The sequence below is a fragment of the Qipengyuania xiamenensis genome (assembly GCF_019711495.1).
GTDB classification, from domain to species: domain Bacteria; phylum Pseudomonadota; class Alphaproteobacteria; order Sphingomonadales; family Sphingomonadaceae; genus Qipengyuania; species Qipengyuania xiamenensis.
Map to the genome: position 1 here is coordinate 342,062 of NZ_JAIGNM010000003.1, position 22,092 is coordinate 364,153.

23 protein-coding genes and 1 tRNA gene are annotated in these 22,092 nt (G+C 63.5%); 17 read left to right on the forward strand and 7 right to left on the reverse strand.

Annotation, left to right across the window (positions count from 1 at the left end; all coding sequences use genetic code 11):
* Window positions 1-7: 7 nt before the first annotated feature.
* Complete coding sequence (locus tag K3165_RS13145) at window positions 8-304, forward strand: GNAT family N-acetyltransferase (protein ID WP_221549341.1); 297 nt, start codon at window positions 8-10, stop codon at window positions 302-304.
* On the opposite strand, the gene K3165_RS13150 is transcribed toward K3165_RS13145, so the two are convergent.
* The 4 genes from K3165_RS13150 to K3165_RS13165 all read right to left on the reverse strand — a co-directional run bounded on the left by K3165_RS13150 (window position 301) and on the right by K3165_RS13165 (window position 3,750).
* Window positions 301-1,827 (reverse strand): PH domain-containing protein, encoded by a 1,527-nt coding sequence (locus tag K3165_RS13150; RefSeq protein ID WP_221549342.1) that lies wholly within the window; start codon window positions 1,825-1,827, stop codon window positions 301-303. The genes K3165_RS13145 and K3165_RS13150 overlap by 4 nt on opposite strands.
* Window positions 1,824-2,291 (reverse strand): PH domain-containing protein, encoded by a 468-nt coding sequence (locus K3165_RS13155; protein WP_221549343.1) that lies wholly within the window; start codon window positions 2,289-2,291, stop codon window positions 1,824-1,826. The genes K3165_RS13150 and K3165_RS13155 overlap by 4 nt, the downstream gene beginning before the upstream one ends.
* 32 nt (window positions 2,292-2,323) lie before the next feature.
* Window positions 2,324-3,493: an acyl-CoA dehydrogenase family protein gene (locus K3165_RS13160; protein ID WP_221549344.1), complete on the reverse strand. Its 1,170-nt coding sequence runs from the start codon at window positions 3,491-3,493 to the stop codon at window positions 2,324-2,326.
* 182 nt (window positions 3,494-3,675) lie between these two features.
* Window positions 3,676-3,750: transfer RNA gene (locus tag K3165_RS13165), tRNA-Thr, on the reverse strand.
* A 114-nt stretch (window positions 3,751-3,864) separates the two neighbouring features.
* On the opposite strand from K3165_RS13165, the gene K3165_RS13170 reads away from it, so the two are divergent.
* From K3165_RS13170 to K3165_RS13215, 10 genes are read left to right on the forward strand one after another with little or no spacing between them, the layout of a single operon-like run.
* Complete coding sequence (locus K3165_RS13170) at window positions 3,865-4,008, forward strand: hypothetical protein (protein ID WP_221549345.1); 144 nt, start codon at window positions 3,865-3,867, stop codon at window positions 4,006-4,008.
* 34 nt (window positions 4,009-4,042) lie between these two features.
* Window positions 4,043-4,729 (forward strand): 2,3-diphosphoglycerate-dependent phosphoglycerate mutase, encoded by a 687-nt coding sequence (gene gpmA, locus K3165_RS13175; protein ID WP_221549346.1) that lies wholly within the window; start codon window positions 4,043-4,045, stop codon window positions 4,727-4,729.
* 1 nt (window position 4,730) lies between these two features.
* On the forward strand, window positions 4,731-5,234 hold the full coding sequence (purE, locus tag K3165_RS13180) for a 5-(carboxyamino)imidazole ribonucleotide mutase (RefSeq protein ID WP_221549347.1): 504 nt from the start codon (window positions 4,731-4,733) through the stop codon (window positions 5,232-5,234).
* Window positions 5,234-6,301, forward strand: a complete 1,068-nt coding sequence (locus K3165_RS13185) for a 5-(carboxyamino)imidazole ribonucleotide synthase (RefSeq protein ID WP_221549348.1) — start codon at window positions 5,234-5,236, stop codon at window positions 6,299-6,301. Before purE ends, K3165_RS13185 begins: the two co-directional genes overlap by 1 nt.
* Complete coding sequence (locus K3165_RS13190) at window positions 6,298-6,789, forward strand: dihydrofolate reductase (protein ID WP_221549349.1); 492 nt, start codon at window positions 6,298-6,300, stop codon at window positions 6,787-6,789. Before K3165_RS13185 ends, K3165_RS13190 begins: the two co-directional genes overlap by 4 nt.
* Window positions 6,786-7,967, forward strand: a complete 1,182-nt coding sequence (locus K3165_RS13195; protein WP_221549350.1) for a dipeptidase — start codon at window positions 6,786-6,788, stop codon at window positions 7,965-7,967. Before K3165_RS13190 ends, K3165_RS13195 begins: the two co-directional genes overlap by 4 nt.
* A complete protein-coding gene (locus K3165_RS13200; protein ID WP_221549351.1) occupies window positions 7,964-8,905 on the forward strand; it encodes a bifunctional riboflavin kinase/FAD synthetase in 942 nt (313 codons plus the stop codon). The genes K3165_RS13195 and K3165_RS13200 overlap by 4 nt, the downstream gene beginning before the upstream one ends.
* Window positions 8,898-11,834: an isoleucine--tRNA ligase gene (ileS, locus tag K3165_RS13205; protein WP_221549352.1), complete on the forward strand. Its 2,937-nt coding sequence runs from the start codon at window positions 8,898-8,900 to the stop codon at window positions 11,832-11,834. The genes K3165_RS13200 and ileS overlap by 8 nt, the downstream gene beginning before the upstream one ends.
* Window positions 11,831-12,376 (forward strand): signal peptidase II, encoded by a 546-nt coding sequence (gene lspA, locus K3165_RS13210; RefSeq protein WP_221549353.1) that lies wholly within the window; start codon window positions 11,831-11,833, stop codon window positions 12,374-12,376. The genes ileS and lspA overlap by 4 nt, the downstream gene beginning before the upstream one ends.
* The gene (locus tag K3165_RS13215; RefSeq protein WP_221549354.1) at window positions 12,376-12,786 is read left to right on the forward strand and encodes a DUF3035 domain-containing protein; all 411 of its coding nucleotides are present in this window, start codon (window positions 12,376-12,378) and stop codon (window positions 12,784-12,786) included. The genes lspA and K3165_RS13215 overlap by 1 nt, the downstream gene beginning before the upstream one ends.
* Before the next feature lie 166 nt (window positions 12,787-12,952).
* On the opposite strand, the gene K3165_RS13220 is transcribed toward K3165_RS13215, so the two are convergent.
* Window positions 12,953-14,287, reverse strand: coding sequence for a hemolysin family protein (locus tag K3165_RS13220; protein ID WP_221549355.1), 1,335 nt, complete (start codon window positions 14,285-14,287; stop codon window positions 12,953-12,955).
* A gap of 170 nt (window positions 14,288-14,457) precedes the next feature.
* Here K3165_RS13220 and K3165_RS13225 point away from each other — a divergent pair, with 170 nt between their 5' ends.
* Window positions 14,458-15,153 (forward strand): YiaD family glycine zipper/OmpA-like lipoprotein, encoded by a 696-nt coding sequence (locus tag K3165_RS13225; RefSeq protein WP_221549356.1) that lies wholly within the window; start codon window positions 14,458-14,460, stop codon window positions 15,151-15,153.
* Between the two features lie 103 nt (window positions 15,154-15,256).
* On the opposite strand, the gene K3165_RS13230 is transcribed toward K3165_RS13225, so the two are convergent.
* Window positions 15,257-16,045 carry a 3'(2'),5'-bisphosphate nucleotidase CysQ gene (locus K3165_RS13230; RefSeq protein WP_221549357.1) on the reverse strand — a complete coding sequence of 263 codons (789 nt, stop codon included), beginning with the start codon at window positions 16,043-16,045 and terminating at the stop codon, window positions 15,257-15,259.
* Window positions 16,046-16,163: 118 nt separating this feature from the next.
* On the opposite strand from K3165_RS13230, the gene sucC reads away from it, so the two are divergent.
* Entirely contained in the window at window positions 16,164-17,363 is a 1,200-nt protein-coding gene (sucC, locus tag K3165_RS13235; protein WP_221549358.1) for an ADP-forming succinate--CoA ligase subunit beta, read from the forward strand.
* A gap of 61 nt (window positions 17,364-17,424) precedes the next feature.
* On the opposite strand, the gene K3165_RS13240 is transcribed toward sucC, so the two are convergent.
* Window positions 17,425-18,297: a DUF6265 family protein gene (locus K3165_RS13240; protein WP_221549359.1), complete on the reverse strand. Its 873-nt coding sequence runs from the start codon at window positions 18,295-18,297 to the stop codon at window positions 17,425-17,427.
* 202 nt (window positions 18,298-18,499) lie between these two features.
* On the opposite strand from K3165_RS13240, the gene K3165_RS13245 reads away from it, so the two are divergent.
* Genes K3165_RS13245 through K3165_RS13260 form a run of 4 tightly spaced genes read left to right on the forward strand, consistent with a single transcriptional unit; the run spans window position 18,500 to window position 22,087 of the window.
* Entirely contained in the window at window positions 18,500-19,246 is a 747-nt protein-coding gene (locus K3165_RS13245; RefSeq protein ID WP_100260154.1) for an electron transfer flavoprotein subunit beta/FixA family protein, read from the forward strand.
* A 27-nt stretch (window positions 19,247-19,273) separates the two neighbouring features.
* Complete coding sequence (locus K3165_RS13250; protein ID WP_221549360.1) at window positions 19,274-20,203, forward strand: electron transfer flavoprotein subunit alpha/FixB family protein; 930 nt, start codon at window positions 19,274-19,276, stop codon at window positions 20,201-20,203.
* Between the two features lie 59 nt (window positions 20,204-20,262).
* Window positions 20,263-21,189 (forward strand): energy transducer TonB, encoded by a 927-nt coding sequence (locus K3165_RS13255; protein WP_221549361.1) that lies wholly within the window; start codon window positions 20,263-20,265, stop codon window positions 21,187-21,189.
* Window position 21,190: 1 nt separating this feature from the next.
* Complete coding sequence (locus K3165_RS13260; protein WP_221549362.1) at window positions 21,191-22,087, forward strand: energy transducer TonB; 897 nt, start codon at window positions 21,191-21,193, stop codon at window positions 22,085-22,087.
* Window positions 22,088-22,092 lie beyond the last annotated feature (5 nt).

Below are 22,092 nucleotides of genomic sequence, written 5' to 3' on the forward strand. Positions count from 1 at the left end.
AAACAACATGGGTACCGCAGAAATCGAAATAGAGCGTCACGACAGGGTCACACACGGTGATTATGTTGCGCAACTGCCCGATGTGAACGGAACGGCCAAGCTAAGCTGGACAATGCGCGAAGGCGTTCGTCACGCCGAACACACATTCGTCCCGACCGCAGCGCGCGGCCGCAACATCGCCGCCAGGCTGGTCGAAGCGCTGGTGAGCGATGCACGCAGCCAGGGTTTCAAGATCGCTCCCAATTGCTCCTATGTCGAACGCTATTTCGACCGTCACGAAGGGCTGGCCGACCTGCGCGCCTAAGTTGCGGGCGCGCCTTTAGTTTCGAGCAGCTCCGAGAAGTCGGCGCTGGAAATGCTCCGGCTGATCTCGTCGCGCCAGCGCCGCGCTTCGGCAATCGGCATCCCGTGGATGCGCAGTCGACCGCCAGCGAGGCCGAAATGGAGGCTGGCATAACCCCGTAGCCTTGCGAGCGGTCCCTGCCTGATATCGACAGACTGCAGTTTTACGCGCGAGCCGATGGCAAGGCTCGGCGAAAACCAGCCATGCCTCGAATAGACCTGGCGTTCCCCGAGGGCGCGAAAGTCGTGCTTCCAGCGCCACCATTGCTCGGCCAGCGTGAACACGAGACCGGCGGCAGGCAGGAGCCAGAACCACGCACTGCCGATCACGGCGACAACTGCTGTCACGGGGATCAGGACGAGCACCGCCAGCACCGCCTTGTCGATCCGGTATTCGGGCATCGCACGCTGCCAATTGGTTTGCGCCGGCGGAAGCTCGAAACCGGTCACCCCGACCACCGGCTGGATTTCATCCATCTGGCCGAACGGGACCGCATCGTGGTTCGCCCCGCCGCTGTCGCTGGCAAGGCTGATAATCTTCAGCGAATGCCAGCCGAACAGGCGGCGCACGAAGCCGGTGTTGAGGCGCAGCGCCTGAACCCGGTGCAGCGGCATGACGAGGTCGGTGCGCGTCAGCAGGCCGCGACGGCGGCGCAGGCCCTTGGCTGTCCGCTCGAGCCGGAAATCCCATTCGCGCAGGGCCGTCCGCACCAGTCCCGTCGCAACGCCGAGAACCGCCAGCATGGCCACGGCAATTATGATCCCGGCGACTTGGGCGAGCGGCCCGAGGCCAGCCAGCCATTGCCCGGGTCCTGCGAGCCGCTGTTCCCATTCGCCAACGTCCCACAGGTCGAACGGCAGGAGGAATTCCAACTGCTGCGCCAGGCCGCCGATCACCGCCACCACGGCTAGCGAGAATTCGAACAGGCCGAAGGTGAAGACGCGCTTCGGGCCCATCGCAAAGATCGTATCGGCCTGTTCGGGCGCTTTCTCCGTGCCCGGCTCGCTCGCCTCTTCCGCGCCTTCGCGCCGGTTGCGGACCAGTTCGCGCAGGCGCTCGCCCTCGCTTTCGGACAGATAGGTGAGCGACAGGTCGTCCTTGCCGCCGGCGCCGGTTTCGAACTTCACTTCGACCAGCCCGAAAAGGCGCGGCAGGAGCTTCTGCTCGAGGCTCACGTCCTGGATGCGCTCGTACGGGACCGAACGTGCTGCGCGAGAGAGAACGCCGCTCTCGACGCGAATATCGGTCGTGCCGACGGTGTAGGTCAGCTTGGTCCACTGGAGGTAGGCGATCACGGTATTGAAGAGGATCATCGCGGCGATGATGGGCACCGCAAAAGCGAGCTTGCCGCTGAAATCGCCATCGTCGGAAAACGTCACGGCAGCGAGGCCGAGCGGGATTACCAGCTGCGCGAGCATCATGACCGCGCGAACGATGAAGCCCTTGGGATCGGTCCGCCGGTAATCCGGCTCGCGAACGGTCATTGCGTATCGCGCCGGATTGCCGCGCGGATTTCCTCGCGCATCGCGATTGCATCCTCATGCGCGAGGCCGGGCAGCGACACGGAGGCATTGTGCGATCCCGCCGTGTGCACGGTCAGCGTGGCGAGGCCGAAGCCGCGTTCGAGCGGGCCCTGCCCGACATCGATATGCTGTACGCGGCCGAACGGCACGACGGTATCGGAATGAAAGAGCACGCCGCGCACCACCCGCAATCGCTCTTCCACGAGCGAGTATCCGCGCGTGGCGTAGCGGCGCATCGGCAGGTAGAAAACTAGATAGGCAACGACGAGTGCGGCAGGCGCCCATACGATCCCGGTCCATCCGGGGATCGCAAATTCGGCAATGCTTGCGCCGACCAGCAATGCAACGGCGACGATGGCAGCGATTAGCTGCATCATCGTCTTGTAGCGGGGGTCGAGCTGGGTGAGGTCTTCGCTTTCGTCCATACCGCTTTATCTATGCAATACAGCGGGACCGATCAACGCCTTTGATCGAACCTGCGCCCGACGATCGCGGCGGCGATATTGGTCTTCTGCACATCGGTGGTTCCCCCGGCGATGCCCCAGGCAAAGCCGTCGCGCACGCGCTGCTCCATGCCGTATTCCTTGTGATAGCCGTATCCGCCCATCACCTGCATGCCGTTCGCGGTGACGCTGCGCACGATCTCGTTGGCGAAGCATTTCGCGGTCGAGCTCTCGTAAACGCTCGGCAAGCCGTCATCGGCATGCTCGGCATTCGCGGCCGCGCGGTAGATCAGGAGCCGCGCCGCCTCGACCTGCATCGCCATTTCGGCCAGCCGCATCTGAACCGCCTGAAAATCGACGATCGGTTTCCCGAATGCCTTGCGCTCCTGCACATATTCGGTTGCCTGTTCGAGCGCGGCGGCGGCCAGCCCCAGCGACTGGGTGGCATTGCCGCAGCGTTCGAGGCCGAAAGCGCTCATCAGCTTGCCGAAGCCGCCTGCGGGCACGATCAGGTTTTCTTCCGGCACCCTCACCCCGTCGAAGATGATGTCGCGCGTTTCGATCCCGCGAAAGCCCATCAGCTGCTCGCGCTTGCCGAAGGAGACGCCTTCCATTTCCTTTTCGACCAGCAGCGCCCCGATCCCCTTTGCCCCGGGCGCGTCGGAGAGGCGCGTGTAGACGACGTAATAATATGCGTGCCCAGCTCCGGACGTCCAACGCTTGTTTCCGTCGAGGATGTAGTGACCATTCTGGAGAAACGCGTTGGTCGTCAGATCCGTCAGCGCGGTGCCTGCATCAGGCTCGGACATGGAAACCGCAACCGTCGCCGCACCCCTGACTACCCGGGGAATGATCTTCGCTTTCAGCGCATCCGAACCGAATCGCTCGATCGTCCTGACCGGCCCGACGAGCGCCTCGAAAATCGGGAAGGCCACGGCATTCGAGATCATCGCGAACTGTTCGAGCACCAGCAAGGCCTCGAGATGGCCGAGACCCAGCCCGCCATATTCCTCGGGCAGGTTCACGCCGAGAAAGCCCATCTCGCCATAACGGACCATCATTTCGGACGGGACAGAGAAATCCTTCTCCTCCATCTCGCGCGCAAGATCGGGCAATTCCTTGCGCGCGAATGTGCGCGCCGCGTCCTGAAGCTCGCGCTGCTGCTCGGTTAGGCGGAAATCCATCGTGCTCTCCCTCGAGACCACGAGTGCCGCGATGGGTAGCAATACGCAACCCGCTTCTTGGCCACGGCAGTCAGAGGCCGCCCGGCCGACCGCAGGTGCTCGACGCGGCACGCGGCGAAACAGCACCGAGGACGCACCGACGGATGTCGGTGCGGAAAACCAAAATTCATTTTCGAAGAAAATGGTGCTGCTGGGGAGGATTGAACTCCCGGCCTCACCCTTACCAAGGGTGCGCTCTACCACTGAGCTACAGCAGCACATGGTGCCCGCGAGAAAAGCGTCGCGGGGTGGAGGCGCGCGCTATTGGCAGACGCGGCGCATAAGTCAACCTTCGCTTGCCCCCGAAAGCGAATTTCGCAAAAGGTTGCGCCATGAGTGCTGCCGACGACAAGATGACTCGCGAGGAACGCCTCGCCGCGAAACTTCGCGAGAACCTCCGCCGCCGCAAGGCCCAGACGCGGGAAATGCGCGAATCGGGAGATACAGGCCTTCCCAAGGATGGGTCTGACCGCTAACGCGCAGTGCTCCTAGGGGAAAACCGGAGTAATCATGTCGAAGCTGATCCTCGTTCGCCACGGCCAGAGCGAGTGGAACCTCGCCAACCGTTTCACCGGCTGGTGGGATGTCGACCTCACCGAGAAGGGCGAGGCGGAAGCGCGTGAAGCCGGCGAACTGATGAAAGCCAAGGGCGTCCTGCCCACCGTCGCCTTCACCAGCGTGCAGAAACGCGCGATCAAGACGCTCAATATCGCGCTCGAGGCATGCGAACGCCTCTGGATCCCCGTCACCCGCGACTGGCACCTGAACGAGCGCCACTATGGCGGCCTTACGGGCCTCAACAAGCAGGAAACCCGCGACAAGCACGGTGACGAGCAGGTGCACATCTGGCGCCGCAGCTTCGACGTGCCGCCGCCCGAACTCGAAGCGGGCAGCGAATTCGACCTGTCGGACGACCCGCGATACGACGGCATCGACGTCCCGCGCACAGAGAGCCTCAAACTCACCATCGAACGCGTGCTGCCCTATTGGGAAGAGGCGATCCTGCCCCAACTCGCCAAGGGCGAGAACGTGATCATCTCCGCCCACGGCAACTCGCTGCGCGCGCTGGTGAAGCACCTTTCGAACATTTCCGACGACGAGATCACCGGCCTCGAAATCCCGACCGGCCAGCCGATCATCTACGACTTCGACGGAGCTACGCCCGTCGGCGAACGCTATTACCTGAAGGACGCATAAGATGAGCGCAGGGGGAGAAAGCTCGGAGCCAAAAGTCGCAATCGTCATGGGCAGCCAGTCCGACTGGAGCACCATGAAATGCGCCGCCGAGGTGCTGGACGAACTGGGTGTCGCAACCGATGTCCGCATCGTTTCCGCCCACCGCACGCCGGACCGGATGTACGATTTCGCCAAGGCCGCCGAAGCGGACGGCTTCCACGTCATCATCGCAGGCGCAGGCGGCGCGGCCCACCTGCCCGGCATGATTGCTGCGCTCACCCATGTACCCGTGCTCGGCGTACCGGTGCAGTCCAAGGCGCTTTCTGGACAGGACAGCCTGCTTTCGATCGTGCAGATGCCCGCAGGCGTCCCGGTCGGCACTCTGGCGATTGGCGAGGCAGGCGCGACCAATGCAGGCCTCTTCGCCGCCGCTATACTTGCCAATGACGACAAGGAACTGGGCCAGCGCCTCAAAGACTGGCGGCAGGCGCGAAGCGACGCCGTCACCGAAAGGCCCGCCGACTGATGCTGGGGCGCGGCTCGACGATCGGCATCCTCGGCGGAGGCCAGCTCGGCCGGATGATGGCCATGAGCGCCGCCCAGCTCGGCTATCACACCATCGGCTATGCTCCCGAGGGCGACAATGTCAGCGGCCCGGTCAACGACGATTTCATCACCGCTACGTGGGACGATAGCGAGGCCCTCGCCTCCTTCGCCGGGCGCTGCGACGTCGTGACGTGGGAATTCGAGAATGTCCCCGTCAACACCGCGCGCGCCATCCCCGCGGACAAGATATTTCCCGGCCCGCTCGCGCTCGAAACGGCGCAGGACCGGCTGACCGAGAAGCGCTTCATCGAGGGCCTCGGCGGGCGACCGGCTGCCTATACCAAGGTCGATTCGAGCCTCGACCTCGTCGCCGCAGTTGACCGCATGGGTGCCCCCGGCATCCTCAAGACCCGCCGCGACGGCTATGACGGCAAGGGCCAGTGGCGCATGGGGTCGTCGCGCGATGCGGATGCCCTGCGCTTTCCCGACGTGCCCTGCGTCTACGAAGGCTTCGTGGAATTCGAGGCCGAGTTCTCGGTCATTCTCGTACGCGGACAGGACGGCGAGATCCGGTTTTGGGATTCGACGCGCAATGTGCATGAAGGCGGCATCCTTGCCGCGTCGCACTATCCGGCAGGCGACAAGGTAACTGACCAGGTCGCCCCTGCGCGCGAGCTCGCCCGCAAGGTGGCCGACGCGCTCAATTACGTCGGGGTGCTCACGCTCGAATTCTTCGCCACGCACGAAGGCCCGATTTTCAACGAAATGGCGCCGCGGGTGCACAACTCGGGTCACTGGACGATCGAGGGCGCAGCCACGAGCCAGTTCGAGAACCACATTCGTGCCGTTGCCGGCCTGCCCTTGGGCGACACGCGCACTACGGCAAGCTCGGTCGAGATGCGCAACATCATCGGCAGCGAGATCGACGGGGCGCACGCGCTGTTGAAAGACAACGCTGCGCACCTGCACGACTATGGCAAGGCCGAGGCGAGCGAAGGGCGCAAGATGGGCCACGTCACTCGCCTGTTCCTCGACACGCGCGGATGAGCCTCTTCCTAATCTATGCGCGCGCCGCCAATGGCGCGATCGGCAAGAACGGCCAGCTGCCCTGGCACCTGCCTGCCGATCTGAAGCGCTTCAAGGCGCTGACCATGGACAAGCCCATGATTATGGGCCGCAAGACATTCGAGAGCCTCCCCGGCCTGCTGCCCGGTCGCCGCCACATCGTGCTGACGCGCAAGGAGCGCTGGGATTCGACCGGCGCCGAAGTCGTGCGATCGGTCGACGAGGCAATCGCAAAAGCGGGCGAAGGCGAGGTCGCGGTCATCGGCGGCGCGGCGATCTTCGACGTGTTCATGCCCCTCGCCGAACGAATCGAACTTACCGAGATCCACGAGGAGTTCGACGGCGACGTCTTCATGCCACCACTCGGCCCCGAATGGGAAATCGCAGGCCGCGAAGACCGCGATGCGAAGGACGAGCGACCCGCCTATTCCTTCCTGACCTACACGCGCGTCGGCGAGACCGCCGAATGAAGCGCCGGATCGTCATCGGCATCGGGGTCATCCTCGTGACAGCCCTCGCAGCGTTCTTCATCTTCGCGCCAGCCTATATCGAGCGCGACCTCAATCGTATCGACGGCGAGCAGCTGATCGAGGTCAGCCAGGAAGCGCGCGAACTCCACGCCGGCCTGCAGATCGTCGACCTGCACTCGGACACGCTGCTGTGGAAGCGCGATATGCTGGATGAGGCGGATCGCGGCCATGTGGACTTGCCGCGGCTGCGCGAAGGCAATGTTGCGCTGCAGGTTTTCTCCAGCGTGACCAAATCGCCGCGGGGCCAGAACTACGATTCCAACACCGGCGAGACCGACAACATCACTCCGCTGGTGATCGGCCAGCTACAGCCAATTCGCACGTGGAACAGCCTGCTAGAACGCTCGCTCTGGCACGCGACAAAGCTGGACCGCGCCGTCGAGCAAGAGCGCGACACGCTGTTCCAGATCCACGGGCAGGAAGACGTCGAGCGCCTGCTCCGCTCGCGCGATACCGGTCGGGACAGCGTCGGCGCGATGCTTTCTATCGAGGGCCTGCACAATCTCGAAGGCGACCCCGCCAATCTGGAAAAGCTCCACGCGGCAGGCTTTCGCATGGCGGGCCTCACCCACTTCTTCGACAACGATCTCGCCGGCTCGATGCACGGCGTCGACAAGGGCGGTTTGACCGACATGGGCCGTGCGGTTGTGCGACGCATGGAGGAGCTCGGCATGATCGTGGACATCGCGCATTGCAGCCCCGCCTGCGTCGCCGACATCCTTGCCATGGCCCGCCGTCCCGTCGTCTCGAGCCATGGCGGCGTCCGGGCGACCTGCGAGGTGAACCGTAACCTGAGCAACGACCAGATCCGCGGCGTGGCACGCACCGGCGGGATTATCGGCGTGGGCTATTGGCCGGGCGCAGTCTGCGACACCTCACCGCGCTCGGTCGCCAAGGCGATGCGTCATATCCGCGATCTTGTCGGCATTCAGCATGTCGCCCTTGGAAGCGATTTCGATGGCTCGGTAACGACCCGGTTCGACACGAGCGAGCTGACCCAGGTGACGCAGGCGCTGCTGGACGAAGGCTTCACCGACGAGGAAATTCGCGCGGCCATGGGCGGCAACGCCCTGCGCGTCCTTGGCGCCGGGATCGAACCGATGGAGGCCGCATCGTGAGGTTCCTCGACCACCGCGAACCGCTGCCCGAAAGCCTGCGCGGTGCGATCATTGCGCTGGGCAATTTCGACGGCTTCCACCTCGGCCACCAGGCAGTGGCGAAAGAGGCGATCGACTGGGCGCGCGCCGAGGGCCGCCCCTCGATCATCGCCACCTTCGATCCGCATCCGGTGCGCTTCTTCAAGCCCGATGCCGCTCCCTTCCGGCTCACCACGCTCGAACAGCGGCAGGAACTCTACCTTGCCGCAGGGGCCACGGCGATGCTGGTGTTCCATTTCGACGGCGAACTGGCCGGGACCACCGCGGAGGATTTCGTCCGCGTGTTGCTCGCTGAAAAGCTCGGCGTGAAAGGCGTCGTGACCGGAGGCGACTTCACTTTCGGCAAGGCGCGCGGCGGCAATTTCGAGAAGCTGGTCGAGCTCGGCAAGGAAGTCGGCATCGAGGCGCGCGCAGTCGATCCGGTGATGGATGGTGGCGCGCCCGTTTCCTCCAGCCGCGTGCGCGAGGCGCTGCGCGAGGGTGACCCGCAGGAAGCCGCGCGCCTGCTCACCCGCCCCTTCGCGATTCGCGGCGTGGTCCAGCATGGTGACAAGCGCGGGCGCGAGATCGGCTATCCCACCGCCAACCTCTCGATCGAGCATTACCTGCGCCCGAAATACGGCATCTACGCCGTGACGGGGCGCATCCTTTCGACCGGACAGGAACTGAAGGGCGCGGCCAATATCGGCGTGCGCCCGCAGTTCGAACCGCCCAAGGAACTGCTTGAGCCCTACTTCTTCGATTTCTCCGGTGACCTCTACGGCCAGGAGATCGAGGTGGCCTTCCACCACTTCCTGCGCGGCGAGGCGAAATTCGACAACCTCGATGATTTGATCGCGCAGATGGAGAAAGATTGCGAGAAAGCGCGCCATCTTCTAAGCGCGCGCGGCAATGACTGAACAGCGCGATTACAGAGACACGGTCTTCCTTCCCAAGACCGATTTCCCCATGAAGGCCGGCCTCCCCCAGAAGGAGCCGAAGATCCTTGCGCGCTGGCAGGAAGAAAACCTCTACCAGCAGCTGCGCGAGGCGCGTGAAGGCCGCGAGAAGTTCATCCTTCACGACGGCCCTCCCTATGCCAATGGCGACATGCATATCGGCCATGCGCTGAACCGTATCTTGAAAGACATGGTGGTGCGTTCGCAGACGCTGCTCGGCAAGGACGCGCCCTTCGTGCCCGGCTGGGACTGCCACGGCTTGCCGATCGAGTGGAAGGTCGAGGAACAGTTCCGCAAGAAGAAGCGCGACAAGAACGCCATTCCCGCGAGCGAATTCCGCGCCGAATGCCGCGCCTATGCGCAGAATTGGGTCGACGTTCAGCGCGAACAGCTGAAGCGCCTCGGCCTGATGGCGGATTTCGACAATCCGTATCTCACCATGCAGTTCGAAAGCGAGGCGACGATCGTCGCCGAGCTGATGAAGTTTGCCGAAGCCGGAAACCTCTATCGCGGATCGAAGCCGGTGATGTGGTCGCCGGTCGAAGAAACCGCGCTGGCCGAGGCCGAAGTCGAATACGAGGACATCACCTCGACCCAGATCGACGTGGCTTTCGAGATCATGGAATCGCCGATTCCGGAACTGGTCGGCGCGCATGCGGTCATCTGGACCACCACGCCGTGGACGATCCCGGTGAACCAGGCTTTGGCCTATGGGCCGGATGTTGAGTACTTATTGGTTTCTGTCGAGGCAAACGACGGCGTTGAAGAAATGGATCGCTTCTTGGGCGATACCGGAATCGGCGAAACGTCTTTCGACTTTCTTGATCGATATAGAGATTCCAAATTTCTTGTTGCCGAGGCGCTGGCAGAAGAATGGGCCGCTCGAATGCCGGCAGGAATTCACTATGTGGAAGAGACGAGAATTTCAGGCTCCGACCTCGCCGGAACGGTCGCGCGTCACCCGATGCACCATCTCGGCGGGTTCTACGCCAAGCCGCGCCCCCTTCTTGCGGGCGCTTTCGTCACCACCGAAAGCGGTACGGGCCTCGTCCACATGTCACCCGACCATGGCGAGGACGACTTCTTGCTCTGCCGCGAACACGGCATCGAGCCGGTCTTCGCGGTCATGGCCGACGGGCGCTATCGCGACGACTGGGAATGGCTCGGCGCATCGGACGAGCGCCGCCGTGCGGTGATCAACAAGACTTTCAACGCGCCCGAAGGCCCGATCTGCTCGGACCTGCGCGAAGCGGACGCCCTGCTGGCGGCCACGGATAACTATCCGCACTCCTATCCGCATTCGTGGCGGTCGAAGGCCAAGGTCATCTATCGCTGCACGCCGCAGTGGTTCGTGCCGATGGACAAGCCGCTCGACGTGGGTGACTTCGATGTGGCCGTGCCCGAAGGTTTCGGCGCGGCTGTCGCCATGGCCACGAGCAAGGACCACTCGACATTGCGCGAAATCGCCATGCGCGAGATCGAGCGGGTGAAATTCTATCCCGAAAAGGGCCGCCGCCGCATCGGTTCGATGGTCGAAGGCCGTCCCGACTGGGTGCTTTCACGCCAGCGCGCATGGGGCGTGCCGATCACTCTCTTCGTCCGCAGCGACGGCACCTATCTGCAGGACTCGCAGGTGAATGCCCGCGTGGTCGCCGCCGTGCGCGAACAGGGCGTCGATGCGTGGGACGAGAGCCGCAAGGCCGAATATCTCGGCGCCGATCACGACCCGGCAGAATTCGAGATGGTCACCGACATTCTCGACGTCTGGTTCGATTCGGGCTGCACCCACGCCTTCACGCTCGAAGGCGACCGCTGGCCCGACCAGCGCTGGCCCGCAGACCTCTATCTCGAAGGCAGCGACCAGCATCGCGGCTGGTTCCAGTCGAGCTTGCTCGAAAGCTCCGCCACGCGCGGCCGTGCGCCCTATGACGCGGTGCTCACCCACGGCTTCACCATGGCGAGCGACGGCAAGAAGATGTCGAAGAGCCTCGGCAACACCATCGACCCGCTCAAGGTCATGGAACAGTACGGCGCCGACATCATCCGTCTCTGGGCGCTCTCGGTCGACTTCACCGAAGACCATCGCATCGGCGATGAGATCCTGAAAGGTGTGGGCGACCAATACCGCCGCCTGCGCAATACCTTCCGCTACCTGCTCGGCGCGCTCGACGGTTTCGTCGGCGACATGGGCGATGCGGGCGAGATTCCCGAGCTTGAGGTCTATGTCCTCGCGCTGTTGGCGGACCTCGACGGCAAGCTGAGGAAGGCGCTCGAAGAGTACGACTTCAACACCTACACGCGCCTGCTGGTTGATTTCTGCAACGAGGACCTTTCGGCCTTCTACTTCGATATCCGCAAGGACACGCTCTATTGCGACGGTCCGGATTCGACCCGCCGCAATGCCTATCGCACCGTGCTCGACCTGCTGTTCCACGCGCTGGTCCGCTACGCCGCGCCGGTGCTGGTCTACACGGCCGAGGAAGTGTGGAGCACACGCTATCCCGAAGGTGGCAGTGTCCACCTGCTCGACTGGCCGCCGGTCCCCGGTGTCACTGCCGACGGTGCGCGCTGGGACAAGCTGCGTGCGCTGCGTGAAAAGGTCACCGAAGCAATCGAACCGCTGCGCCGCGACAAGACCATCCGCTCTAGCCTCGAGGCCGATGTAGTCGTACCTGCAAGCGAAGTGCCCGAAGGTTTCAGCGACGATGACCTCGCCGAGCTGTTCATCACCGCGTCAGTGACGCGCGGCGATAGCGAAACGGTGAAAGTTTCGCGCACCGATGAAAGCAAATGCGGCCGCTGCTGGCGCCTGCTGCCTTCCGTTGAGGAAGACGGCGCGCTGTGCGATCGCTGCGAACCGGTCGTCGCCCAACTGGACGCTGCAGAATGAACCCGCTCTTGAAAATGCGCCTGTTCGGCGTGCTGATCGCCTTCATCATCTATGGCGTGGATCAGTGGATCAAGGCGCTCATGGTCGGGCCGCTGAACCTGCGCGAAGTCCGCGTGATCGAGCTCCTGCCCTTCTTCGACCTGCGCTGGACGCAGAATTTCGGCGTCTCGATGGGCCTGTTCGAAGCGGACAGCATGGAATCGCGCTGGATCCTCGTCGGAGTGACCGCGCTGATCGCGCTGGTGGTGACGATCTGGATGTTCCGCGAAAAGCTGTTCGGCGACATCCTCGGCCTGTCGTTCATCCTCGGCGGCGCGCTGGGCAATATCAAGGATCGCTACGAACTCGGCTACGTCATCGACTATGCCGATCTTCACATCGGCGAGTTCCGCCCGTTCCTCATTTTCAACGTAGCCGATGCAGCTATCACCATCGGCGTCGTCATAATCCTTGTGCGCGCCTTCCTGATGCGCGACAAGGACGATCAAGAGGTCGATGACCTCATGGAAGGCAAACCGGCAGACGCCGCGGAGAGCAATTGATGAATATGTACGCCCGTATCGCCATTCTCGGCGCAACCGCGAGCATGCTGGCCGCATGTGGTGGCGGCGGTTTCCTGAACCGTGAACGCCCCGACGAATTCGCAGTGCAGCGCCAGGCGCCGCTGGTGGTTCCGCCCGACTTCAACCTCGTGCCCCCGGCGCCGGGTGCTCCGCGTCCGGCAGAAGGCACTGCGGCAGAGCAGGCTCTCGAAGCCCTGTTCGGCGGCCCTGCCCAGCGCAGCGGCGTCGAAACCTCGGTCCTCGACCGCGCAGGCGCTGCCGAAGCAGGCATCCGCTCGATGGTCGGTTCGGAAGAAACCAACACTGTCGCCAAGGGCGCAGTGACCCGCGACATCATCGCCGCCCCAGAAGGCGACGGTGCATCGGCACAGGCCGTAATTCCCAGCTAATCGCTGGGAATTACTGATTCCCTAGATTTGAGAGCCCGCCTCCGCGGGTTCGTCCTCGCTAGGCGTGCGGCAAGCCGCACCCGCTGCGGGCGGGCAGTCGCCGTTGACCCGCCACTGCGGGTCAGATTTGCTTCGCCGGGCCTCAATCAGCCCGGTTTCGCTTTTACTAAATCGCGTAGTCTTCCGGAGCGTCGCTCTTCGTATTGGGAGCGATTTCGCTCACCAGCACCTTGTCGATCCGGCGTTCGTCGAGGTCGATGATCTCGAAGCGCCAGCCCTGTTCTTCGAAGAACTCGCCCTCCAGGGGCAGTTTCTTCATCACGGCGAGGCAGAAACCCGCCACCGTGGCGAATTCGCGGTCGTCGCCGTAATCGAGGCCCAGCCTGTCGGCGAGCGCATCGGCAGAGAGCGATCCGGCAACCAGCAGCGATCCATCGGCACGCTCCACGATCCCCGGCGCATCGCCCGGGTCCTGGTCGCTGGCGAAATCACCGACCAGCGCGGTCAGCAGGTCGACCGGCGTCACGATACCGTCGAGGTGTCCGTATTCGTCATGCACCATGGCCATGGCGATATCGGCTTGCTGCAGCACGCGCAGCGCGTCGACCGCGTCGAGCTGGTCGGGGACCACCTCGGCCTTGGTCATCAGCGTTTCGAGAGCCACGCTCCCGCCTGCCAGCAGGGCGCTCAGCACTTCGCGCACGCGCACAAGGCCCATCACCTTGTCGGGCGAGCCGTCCGCAACGGGCCAGACCGAATGCGGGCTTTCGTCGAGTAGCGCGCGGATCGCTTCCTCATCCGCGTTGACGTCGATCCAGTCGAGCTCGGTGCGCGGCGTCATCACTTCGCGGACAGGTCGTTCAGCGAGGCGGACAACCCCGGCGAGCATCTGGTGCTGTTCGGATTCGATAATGCCTGTGCGTGTCGCTTCGGCGAACAGCATGTGCAGCTCTTCCGCCGTGACAGCGCTCTGACCGGCAGGGCGCACGCCGAGCGCGCGGATCAACAGGCCGGAGGAGGTATCGAGCAACCACACCAGCGGCGCCGCCACCCTTGCCAGCAGCGCCATGGGCCGCGCCATGGTGATCGCGATCGGGACGGCGGCCCGAAGTGCGACCTGCTTGGGCACCAGCTCGCCGACGACGAGGCTGAAATAGGTGGTCAGTGCGATCACGAGCGCGAAACCGGCCTGGTCGGCCCAGTCTGCCGGTACGCCGAGGACCGACAGCCGCTCGCCCACGGGGCCGCCGAGGCTCGCACCCGAATAGGCGCCAGCGATGATGCCCACCAGCGTGATGCCGATCTGCACGGTCGAGAGGAACTTGCCGGGGTCCGATGCCAGCGAAATCGCCGACTTCGCCCCGAGGCTCCCCTGCTGTGCGGCAGAGCGCAATCGCGAGGTCTTGGCGGAAACGATTGCTAGCTCGCTCATGGCGAAAACGCCGTTGAGCAGGATGAGCCCGGCAATGATGAGCAGGTCGGTCCAGGGAAAGGGTGTCACAAGGGCTTCGCTAGCACAAAAGTGCAGCGCTGCCAGCGGTTCTCGGAACAGGCTGTGAATTGATGTGTTTGGAAACTTCTAGAGGCGCTGGTGGGCGCGTCCCACCGCACCCGGCCGTCCAAGAGGCAACAAAGCCCGGACAAGACGGTCAGAATGAAGGGGAATTTAGAATGAAAACATCACGGATTTTTCTCGCAGGACTGTCTTCGATCGCCCTGCTCGGCACCTCGGCTTGTGTCACCGACCCGAACACGGGTGAAAAGAAGGTTTCGCGTACCGTTCTCGGCGGTGTCGGCGGCGCAGTCGCCGGCGGCCTGCTCGGCGGCGTGATCGGCGGCAAGACCGGACGCATCATCGGTGCGGCAGCCGGCGGCGCAGCCGGCGGTTATGTCGGTTACAAGATGGACCAGCAGATCAAGGAACTGGAAGAACAGACCGCAGGCTCGGGCGTCGACGTTACCGAAGTCGATGGCGGCGAAGCCATCCTCGTGAACCTGCCCGACGGCGTGACCTTCGCCACCGGCAGCGCGACGATCAACAACGCGTTCCGCGCCACGCTCGACAATGTCGCTGCCAACCTCGTCCAGTATCCCAACAGCCTGATCGACGTTTACGGCTACACTGACACGACCGGTTCGGACTCGCTCAACCAGCGCCTCTCCGAACAGCGCGCCCAGGCCGTTGCCAACTACCTGATCAGCCGCGGCGTCAGCTCGTCGCGTATCCGCTGGGAAGGCTATGGCGAGCAGTACGAGCACCTCAAGGTCAAGACCGCCGACGGCGTGAACGAACCGCTCAACCGCCGCGTCGAAATCAAGATCATCCCGTTCGACCAGGATGACGTGGATGCTGCACAGGGTAACTGATGCAGATGCGCCCGTAACAGGGCAAGGCTGATCCGAGACCTTCGGAAAGTCGCATAAGGGGAGCCGGCCGACCAGCCGGTTCCCCTTATTACTTGGTTTTGGATTACTTGGTTTTGGATGAAACCGCCGCCGCGCGCTCGGCGAGGTGATCGATGGTCGCGCCGTGGATCGCAGGAGCGCTCGCCACCACGCCGAAAGCGCGCGGGTCGCGCTTGTTGTAATTGAGCTTGCGGCCAAAGCTGTCGGACACGGCTGCCCCGGCTTCGCGGGCGATCAGGCCGGCTGCGGCGATATCCCATTCGAAACCCCAGCGCAGCGTTGCCACGAGGTCCGCCTCGTCGGCGGCGACCATAGCGATTCGCAGGGCAATCGAGTTGGGCTGGTCGACCTTGGTCAGCATCCGGTCCTGCTTCATCAGGTCCGCCGCCGGAACGCGTGCACCTGCGAATTCGCTGCGGGTGGATGCGACGAGCTTCTGTCCGTTGCGCGTCGCGCCCTGGCCGGCGACCGCCTGCCACACCTCGCCGCGCGCAGGGGCGCAGAGCGTACCGATCAATGGCCTGCCGCTGCTGATGAGCGCCACGGAGACCGCCCAGCCTTCACGGCCGCGGATGAAATCGCGCGTGCCGTCGACCGGGTCGACCATCCAGATGAGATCGTGTTCGAGCCGTGCAGGATCGTCGGAGGTTTCCTCGGACAACCACCCTGCCGAGGGCAACAGCGCGCCCAGCTCGCGTTTCAGGAAGGCGTCCACGGCGAGGTCTGCCTCGCACACGGGGCTCCCCGGCTCCTTCTCCCACGAGCGCAGCTCTGCACCCGCGCCGGGCCACAGGCCAAGCGCGATCTTGCCGGCTTCAGCGACAATTGATTCGAGTCGTTTGCTGTCGATCATGGGATTGCGGTCGCCCTGCACCGGAAAACGGCACTTTTCAAGCGGGCCTACGTATGCTTATGCGCACCGCGACTCCCTTCACCCAAACCGCGCATCTGCGCGAAGGACCAGACCCCCGATGAACATTCACGAATATCAGGCCAAGGAACTCCTCGCGAAATACGGCATCGCCGTTCCCGCAGGACACGCAGCAATGACCGTCGAAGAAGCGGTCGCAGGCGCGCGGCAGCTTCCCGGGCCGCTCTATGTCGTGAAGGCGCAGATTCACGCCGGTGGCCGCGGCAAGGGCAAGTTCAAGGAACTCGGCCCCGATGCAAAGGGCGGCGTCCGCCTGTCGAAGAGCATCGAGGAAGTCGAAGCCAACGCGAAGGAAATGCTCGGCAACACGCTGGTGACCATCCAGACCGGCGATGAAGGCAAGCAGGTCAACCGCCTCTACGTCACCGACGGCGTCGACATCGAAAAGGAATATTACCTTTCGATGCTCGTCGACCGCGCTACCGGCCAGGTCGTCATGATCGCTTCGACCGAAGGCGGCATGGACATCGAAGACGTCGCACACGAGACGCCCGAGAAGATCACCACCATCACCATCGACCCGGCGCAGGGCTTCATGCCCCACCACGGCCGTGCGGTTGCCTTCGCGCTCAAGCTGACGGGCGACACCAACAAGCAGGCGCAGAAGCTCGCCAAGCAGCTCTACACCGCCTTCATGGACCTCGACATGGAAATGCTCGAGATCAATCCGCTGGTGGAAGACAAGGAAGGCAGCCTCCTCGTCCTCGACACCAAGATGAGCTTCGACGGCAACGCGCTCTACCGCCACAAGGATGTGGAAGCGATGCGCGACGAGACCGAGGAAGACCCGGCCGAAGTCGAAGCATCGGAGTACGACCTCGCCTACATCAAGCTCGACGGTAACATCGGCTGCATGGTCAACGGCGCAGGCCTTGCCATGGCGACGATGGACATCATCAAGCTCAACGGCGCTTTCCCGGCGAACTTCCTCGACGTGGGCGGCGGCGCGACGACCGAGAAGGTCACCGCGGCATTCAAGATCATCCTCAAGGATCCGGCGGTCGAGGGCATCCTCGTCAACATCTTCGGCGGCATCATGCGCTGCGACACGATTGCCGAAGGCATCGTCGTGGCGGCGAAGGAAGTCGAACTGGACGTGCCGCTGGTGGTCCGCCTCGAAGGCACCAATGTCGAGAAGGGCAAGGAAATCCTCGCCAACTCGGGCCTGCCGATCGTACCGGCAGACGATCTGGGCGACGCGGCCCGCAAGATCGTGGCCGAGGTGAAGAAGGCGGCGTAAGCCTCCTTGCCGATCAAATACGAAGGCCGTGCCAGCGTCATGCTGGCGCGGCCTTTGCTTGTCAGTGGGTCGGCTTTGGCTCGGGCAGGACGGGCGGGGTGCTGTCCATGTAAGTGAGCCAGTTGCGCCAGATGGTCAGCGTCCGGCGGTCAGTCATGGCGATGCGGCAGTCCAGCCCCATCACGCCGCGGATCGTGCCTTCCTTCCAGTCTTCCCAAACTGCGCCGCATTCGGCATCGCGATAGGCGAGGAAGGCCGCATCGCTGGCCTCGATCTCTTTCGCCAGCTCCGGCCGGTCGGCATGCCTTTCGATGGCCTTCGTGAGATAGGCCTCGCGCCGCTCGTCCGCGCGGCCAAGCACATCGGCGTAGCACTGGTTCATGTCGATCGTGGTCATGGCATCGGGGCAGCGCTGCGGATGATCGGGGCCGAGGGCGTCGAAGCGGAAGACCAGCTCCCCGCCCGACTGCATGCGGACAGCCGCGAGGAGTCCCTCGCCCGGGAAATTGGGATTGCGGCACCTCAGCGTGAGCGAGCGGAAATAGGCCGCGCAATCCTCCACCGCGATCAGGCGGAAGGTCAGCATGCCGTCCTTCTCTTCCCATCCGGTGAGGTCGGCGTTGAAATGCTTGAGGCGCAGGACCAGCGTGCCCTCTTCTTCCATCAGGTAGAGATGCTCGGTGAAGCGGATCGTGCCGTCATCGCCTTCCTGCACAAAACTGCCGACCATGGTTCCGCCGCTCGGGGGTAGCCAGCTCTCCATGGCAGGCGCGCCGCCGATGCCGGTTCCCACCCATTGTCCGACCAGCCAGTCCATCTGTTCCAGCGTTGCCGGAGGCGGAGTGTGACCTTCCGGCGCAACGCGCGTTTCCTGTGCCGCGAGAGGTGCTGCCAGCAGCGCCAGAGCCCCTGCAATCATCGTCCAGCCGCGCATCGCAAACCTCCTGTCTGACGCGCGAAACTATTCGCCCTGCCAACCATAGTAAAGGAGACTGCCCGAGCGCGCTTGACCTCAGGATTTCTGCGGGCGAGGGAGCCGGAGAGGCCAACCAGATTCCGCGCCGACCCAACTTGACGTTTACGTAAACGCAAGCTAGGTGGGCGCCACAGTTTCTATCGAGAGGAAGGTAATTCGCATGAAAATCCTCGTCCCCGTCAAGCGGGTGATCGATTACAACGTCAAACCGCGCGTCAAGGCCGATGGCTCGGGCGTGGACCTGGCGAACGTAAAGATGAGCATGAATCCCTTCGACGAAATCGCCGTCGAAGAGGCGATCCGTCTCAAGGAAGCCGGCAAGGCGGAAGAAATCGTCGCCGTATCGATCGGCCCGGCAAAGGCGCAGGAAACGCTGCGTACCGCGCTCGCCATGGGTGCGGACCGCGCGATCCTCGTCGAAACCGACGATGAAGTCGAACCGCTCGCCGTCGCCAAGATCCTCAAGGCCATTGCCGAAGAAGAGACCCCAGGCATCGTGATGCTGGGCAAGCAGGCGATCGACGATGATTCGAACCAGACCGGCCAGATGCTCGCTGCCCTCATGGGCCGTCCGCAGGGCACCTTCGCCAACACGGTCGAAGTCGACGGCGACAGCGTCGTCGTGAAGCGCGAAGTCGATGGCGGTCTCGAAACCGTGAAGCTGACGCTTCCGGCCATCGTCACCACCGACCTTCGCCTCAACGAGCCGCGCTATGCCTCGCTGCCGAACATCATGAAGGCAAAGAAGAAGCCGCTCGATACCAAGAGCCCGTCCGATTACGGCGTCGACACCGCGCCGCGCCTCAAGACCACTAATGTCTCCGAACCGCCGGTTCGCCAGGCAGGCGAGAAGGTCGAGGACGTCGATGCGCTAGTCGCCAAGATCAAAGCGCTCGGCATCGCGTAAGAACCCGGACAGGAAAGGAATAGACTTATGAAAACTCTCGTCTGGGTCGAACACGACAATGCCGAGATGAAGGACGCAACGCTGGCAGCGGTCACTGCCGCCAGCAAGCTGGGCGAAGTCCACCTGCTGGTCGCAGGTTCGGGCTGCCGCGCAGTTGCCGAACAGGCTGCAAAGGTCGCTGGCGTCGGCAAGGTCCACCTCGCCGACGATGCTGCTTACGAGCACGCCCTTCCCGAAAACGTCGCGCCGCTGATCGCCGATCAGATGGGCCACCACGACGCCTTCGTCGCGCCCGCCACCACGACCGGCAAGAACATTGCACCGCGCGTCGCAGCCCTACTAGACGTGATGCAGATTTCGGACATCCTTTCGGTCGAAGGCGACAAGACCTTCACCCGTCCGATCTACGCCGGCAACGCGATTGCGACCGTTGAATCCTCCGACGCAAAGCTCGTCATCACCGTCCGCGGTACTGCCTTCGACAAGGCTGCCACCGAAGGCGGTTCGGGCACGATCGAAGAAATCACGGGTGCGGGCGATGCCGGCCTGTCGAGCTTCGTGAGCGCGGAAATCGCCGAGAGCGACCGCCCTGAACTCACGAGCGCCAAGGTCATCGTTTCGGGTGGACGCGCGCTCAAGGACGCGGAAACCTTCGAGCAGGTCATCACGCCGCTCGCTGACAAGCTCGGCGCAGGCATCGGCGCATCGCGTGCCGCAGTCGACGCGGGCTATGTCCCGAACGATTACCAGGTCGGCCAGACCGGCAAGATCGTGGCACCGGAAGTCTACATCGCCATCGGCATCTCGGGCGCTATCCAGCACCTCGCCGGCATGAAGGACTCCAAGACGATCATCGCGATCAACAAGGACGAAGACGCCCCGATCTTCCAGGTCGCGGACATCGGTCTTGTCGGCGATCTCTACAAGATCGTGCCGGAGCTTACCGAAAAGCTTTGACGAAATTCCCGATATAATTCAGACCCCTTCGAACCAATATTGGTTCGGAGGGGTTTTTTATGCGGTCGCTCGTTAAATCCATATCGCCTTTGCTCGCGATAACTTGTCTGACAGCAGCCAATGCTGCGTCGGCGAAAGACGATCCGGAAATCGTCGTTCTCAAGCCGTCGAGTCCATGGAATCTCGACATGGGCGAGCACAAGTGCCGCATCGCGCGGCTGTTCGGCGAAGGCGAGAACCAGACGATTTTCGTGATCGACCAGTGGGACCCGTCGAAGACGGCGCAGTGGACCGTGGCAGGGCCTGCCCTCGAAAAATACCGCAATGGCCGCGACACGGGATTTGAATTCAGCGAGGGCGGTGACGCCGGCGAATTCGAACTCCTCGGTTCGTTCTTCGGCGAATTCGGCAATGCCATCCAGTATTCGAGCGGCTTCGTTGCAGACGAGGAAGAGGCCAGCGAGGAGGGCGAAGAGCCCGACTACGTCGCCAACCCGCGCAGCTTGCCCGAACTCGATGCCAAGGGCGCCTCGGCTATCGAATGGCTGACCATTTCTCAGCGCGGTCGTACGCCGGTGCGGCTTCACCTCGGCGCGCTCGATGCCCCGCTCTCTGCGATGAACGTGTGCATGGAAAACCTGGTCGAGTTCTGGGGCTTCGACATTGCGGAGCAGCGCACCGTTGCCAGCCCGCCTGAAGTAACGAACATGAAGAACGTCGCACGCGAAGTCGCCGAGCAATATCCCAACGCAGCCTTGAATCGCGGCGCGCAGGCAGACTTTCACATTCGCCTGACCATCGACACGCAAGGCGAAATCGAGAATTGCGTGCTCCTCAACCAGACGGCTGCCGAGGATTTCGAACTTGGCGGCCATCCCTGCACGGCCTTCGAGCGCTATGCGAAGATCGAACCGGCACGCGATGCTGCCGGCCAGCCCGTGAGAACCTATCTCACCAACCGGATCGTGTACCGGATGGGACGCTAAGTTGCGCAAGGTCGCGCTATCGCTGCTCGCCGGGGCCGCATTGGCGAGCAGCGCGGCGGCAGTCGAACCCGGCGCTCCGGAAGCCTTCCAGACCGATGGGCAGTGGCGCCTGTCGACCCTTGAGGACGGGTGCTCGGTCGCGCGCGACTTCGTAAGGGGTGACGAACGCGTCACGCTTTCGATCAAGCGCATCCACCCGCGCTCGGCTGTCCAGTTTGCGGTTGTCGGTGCACCGATCATCGAAGGCAGCGGTTCGCTCGAGGCAGGATTCCTTCCCAGCGACAATCTCCACCGGTTCGACCGCGTGGCTTCCGCCTCGATAGGCGAACGCGAGGGTGTCGTTTTTGCCGGACGCCTCTTTCCCAAGCCCGAAGAGGGCGAAGAGCGGCTCGAGGCAAGCGAGGTGACCGATTTCGTGATCGTCGATCCGCGCGGGACCAAGACGACGCTGCATACCCGCGCGATCGATCAGGCGATTGCGGCACTCGACAGCTGCGTCACCGACAGGCTGAAGGATTTCGGCCTCGACCTCGAGGCGCATTCGAAGCTCGACAAGCACGTTACCCTGCTGGACGTCGGCAAGCTGGCCGAGGCGATCCAGCGCGGATATCCGAAAGAGGCCGTCCGCAAAGGCTGGGACGGCATGGTTCCGCTACGCCTGATCATCGACGGAAACGGGCGTGTCGTGCATTGCCACGTCACCAATTTCCTGACCGCCAAGGTTCTGCGCGATGCAGCCTGCGATGCGATGAAGGAGCATGCCCGCTTCGATCCCGCCAAGGATGCGGAAGGCAATCCGGCGACCGATTTCGCCTTCCAGCAGGTCCGCTATCTCACCGCTGGCGGCCAGCGCCCGTTCTCGGCGGACGCGCACGGCTTCGCCATCCGCCACGATTGATCGCA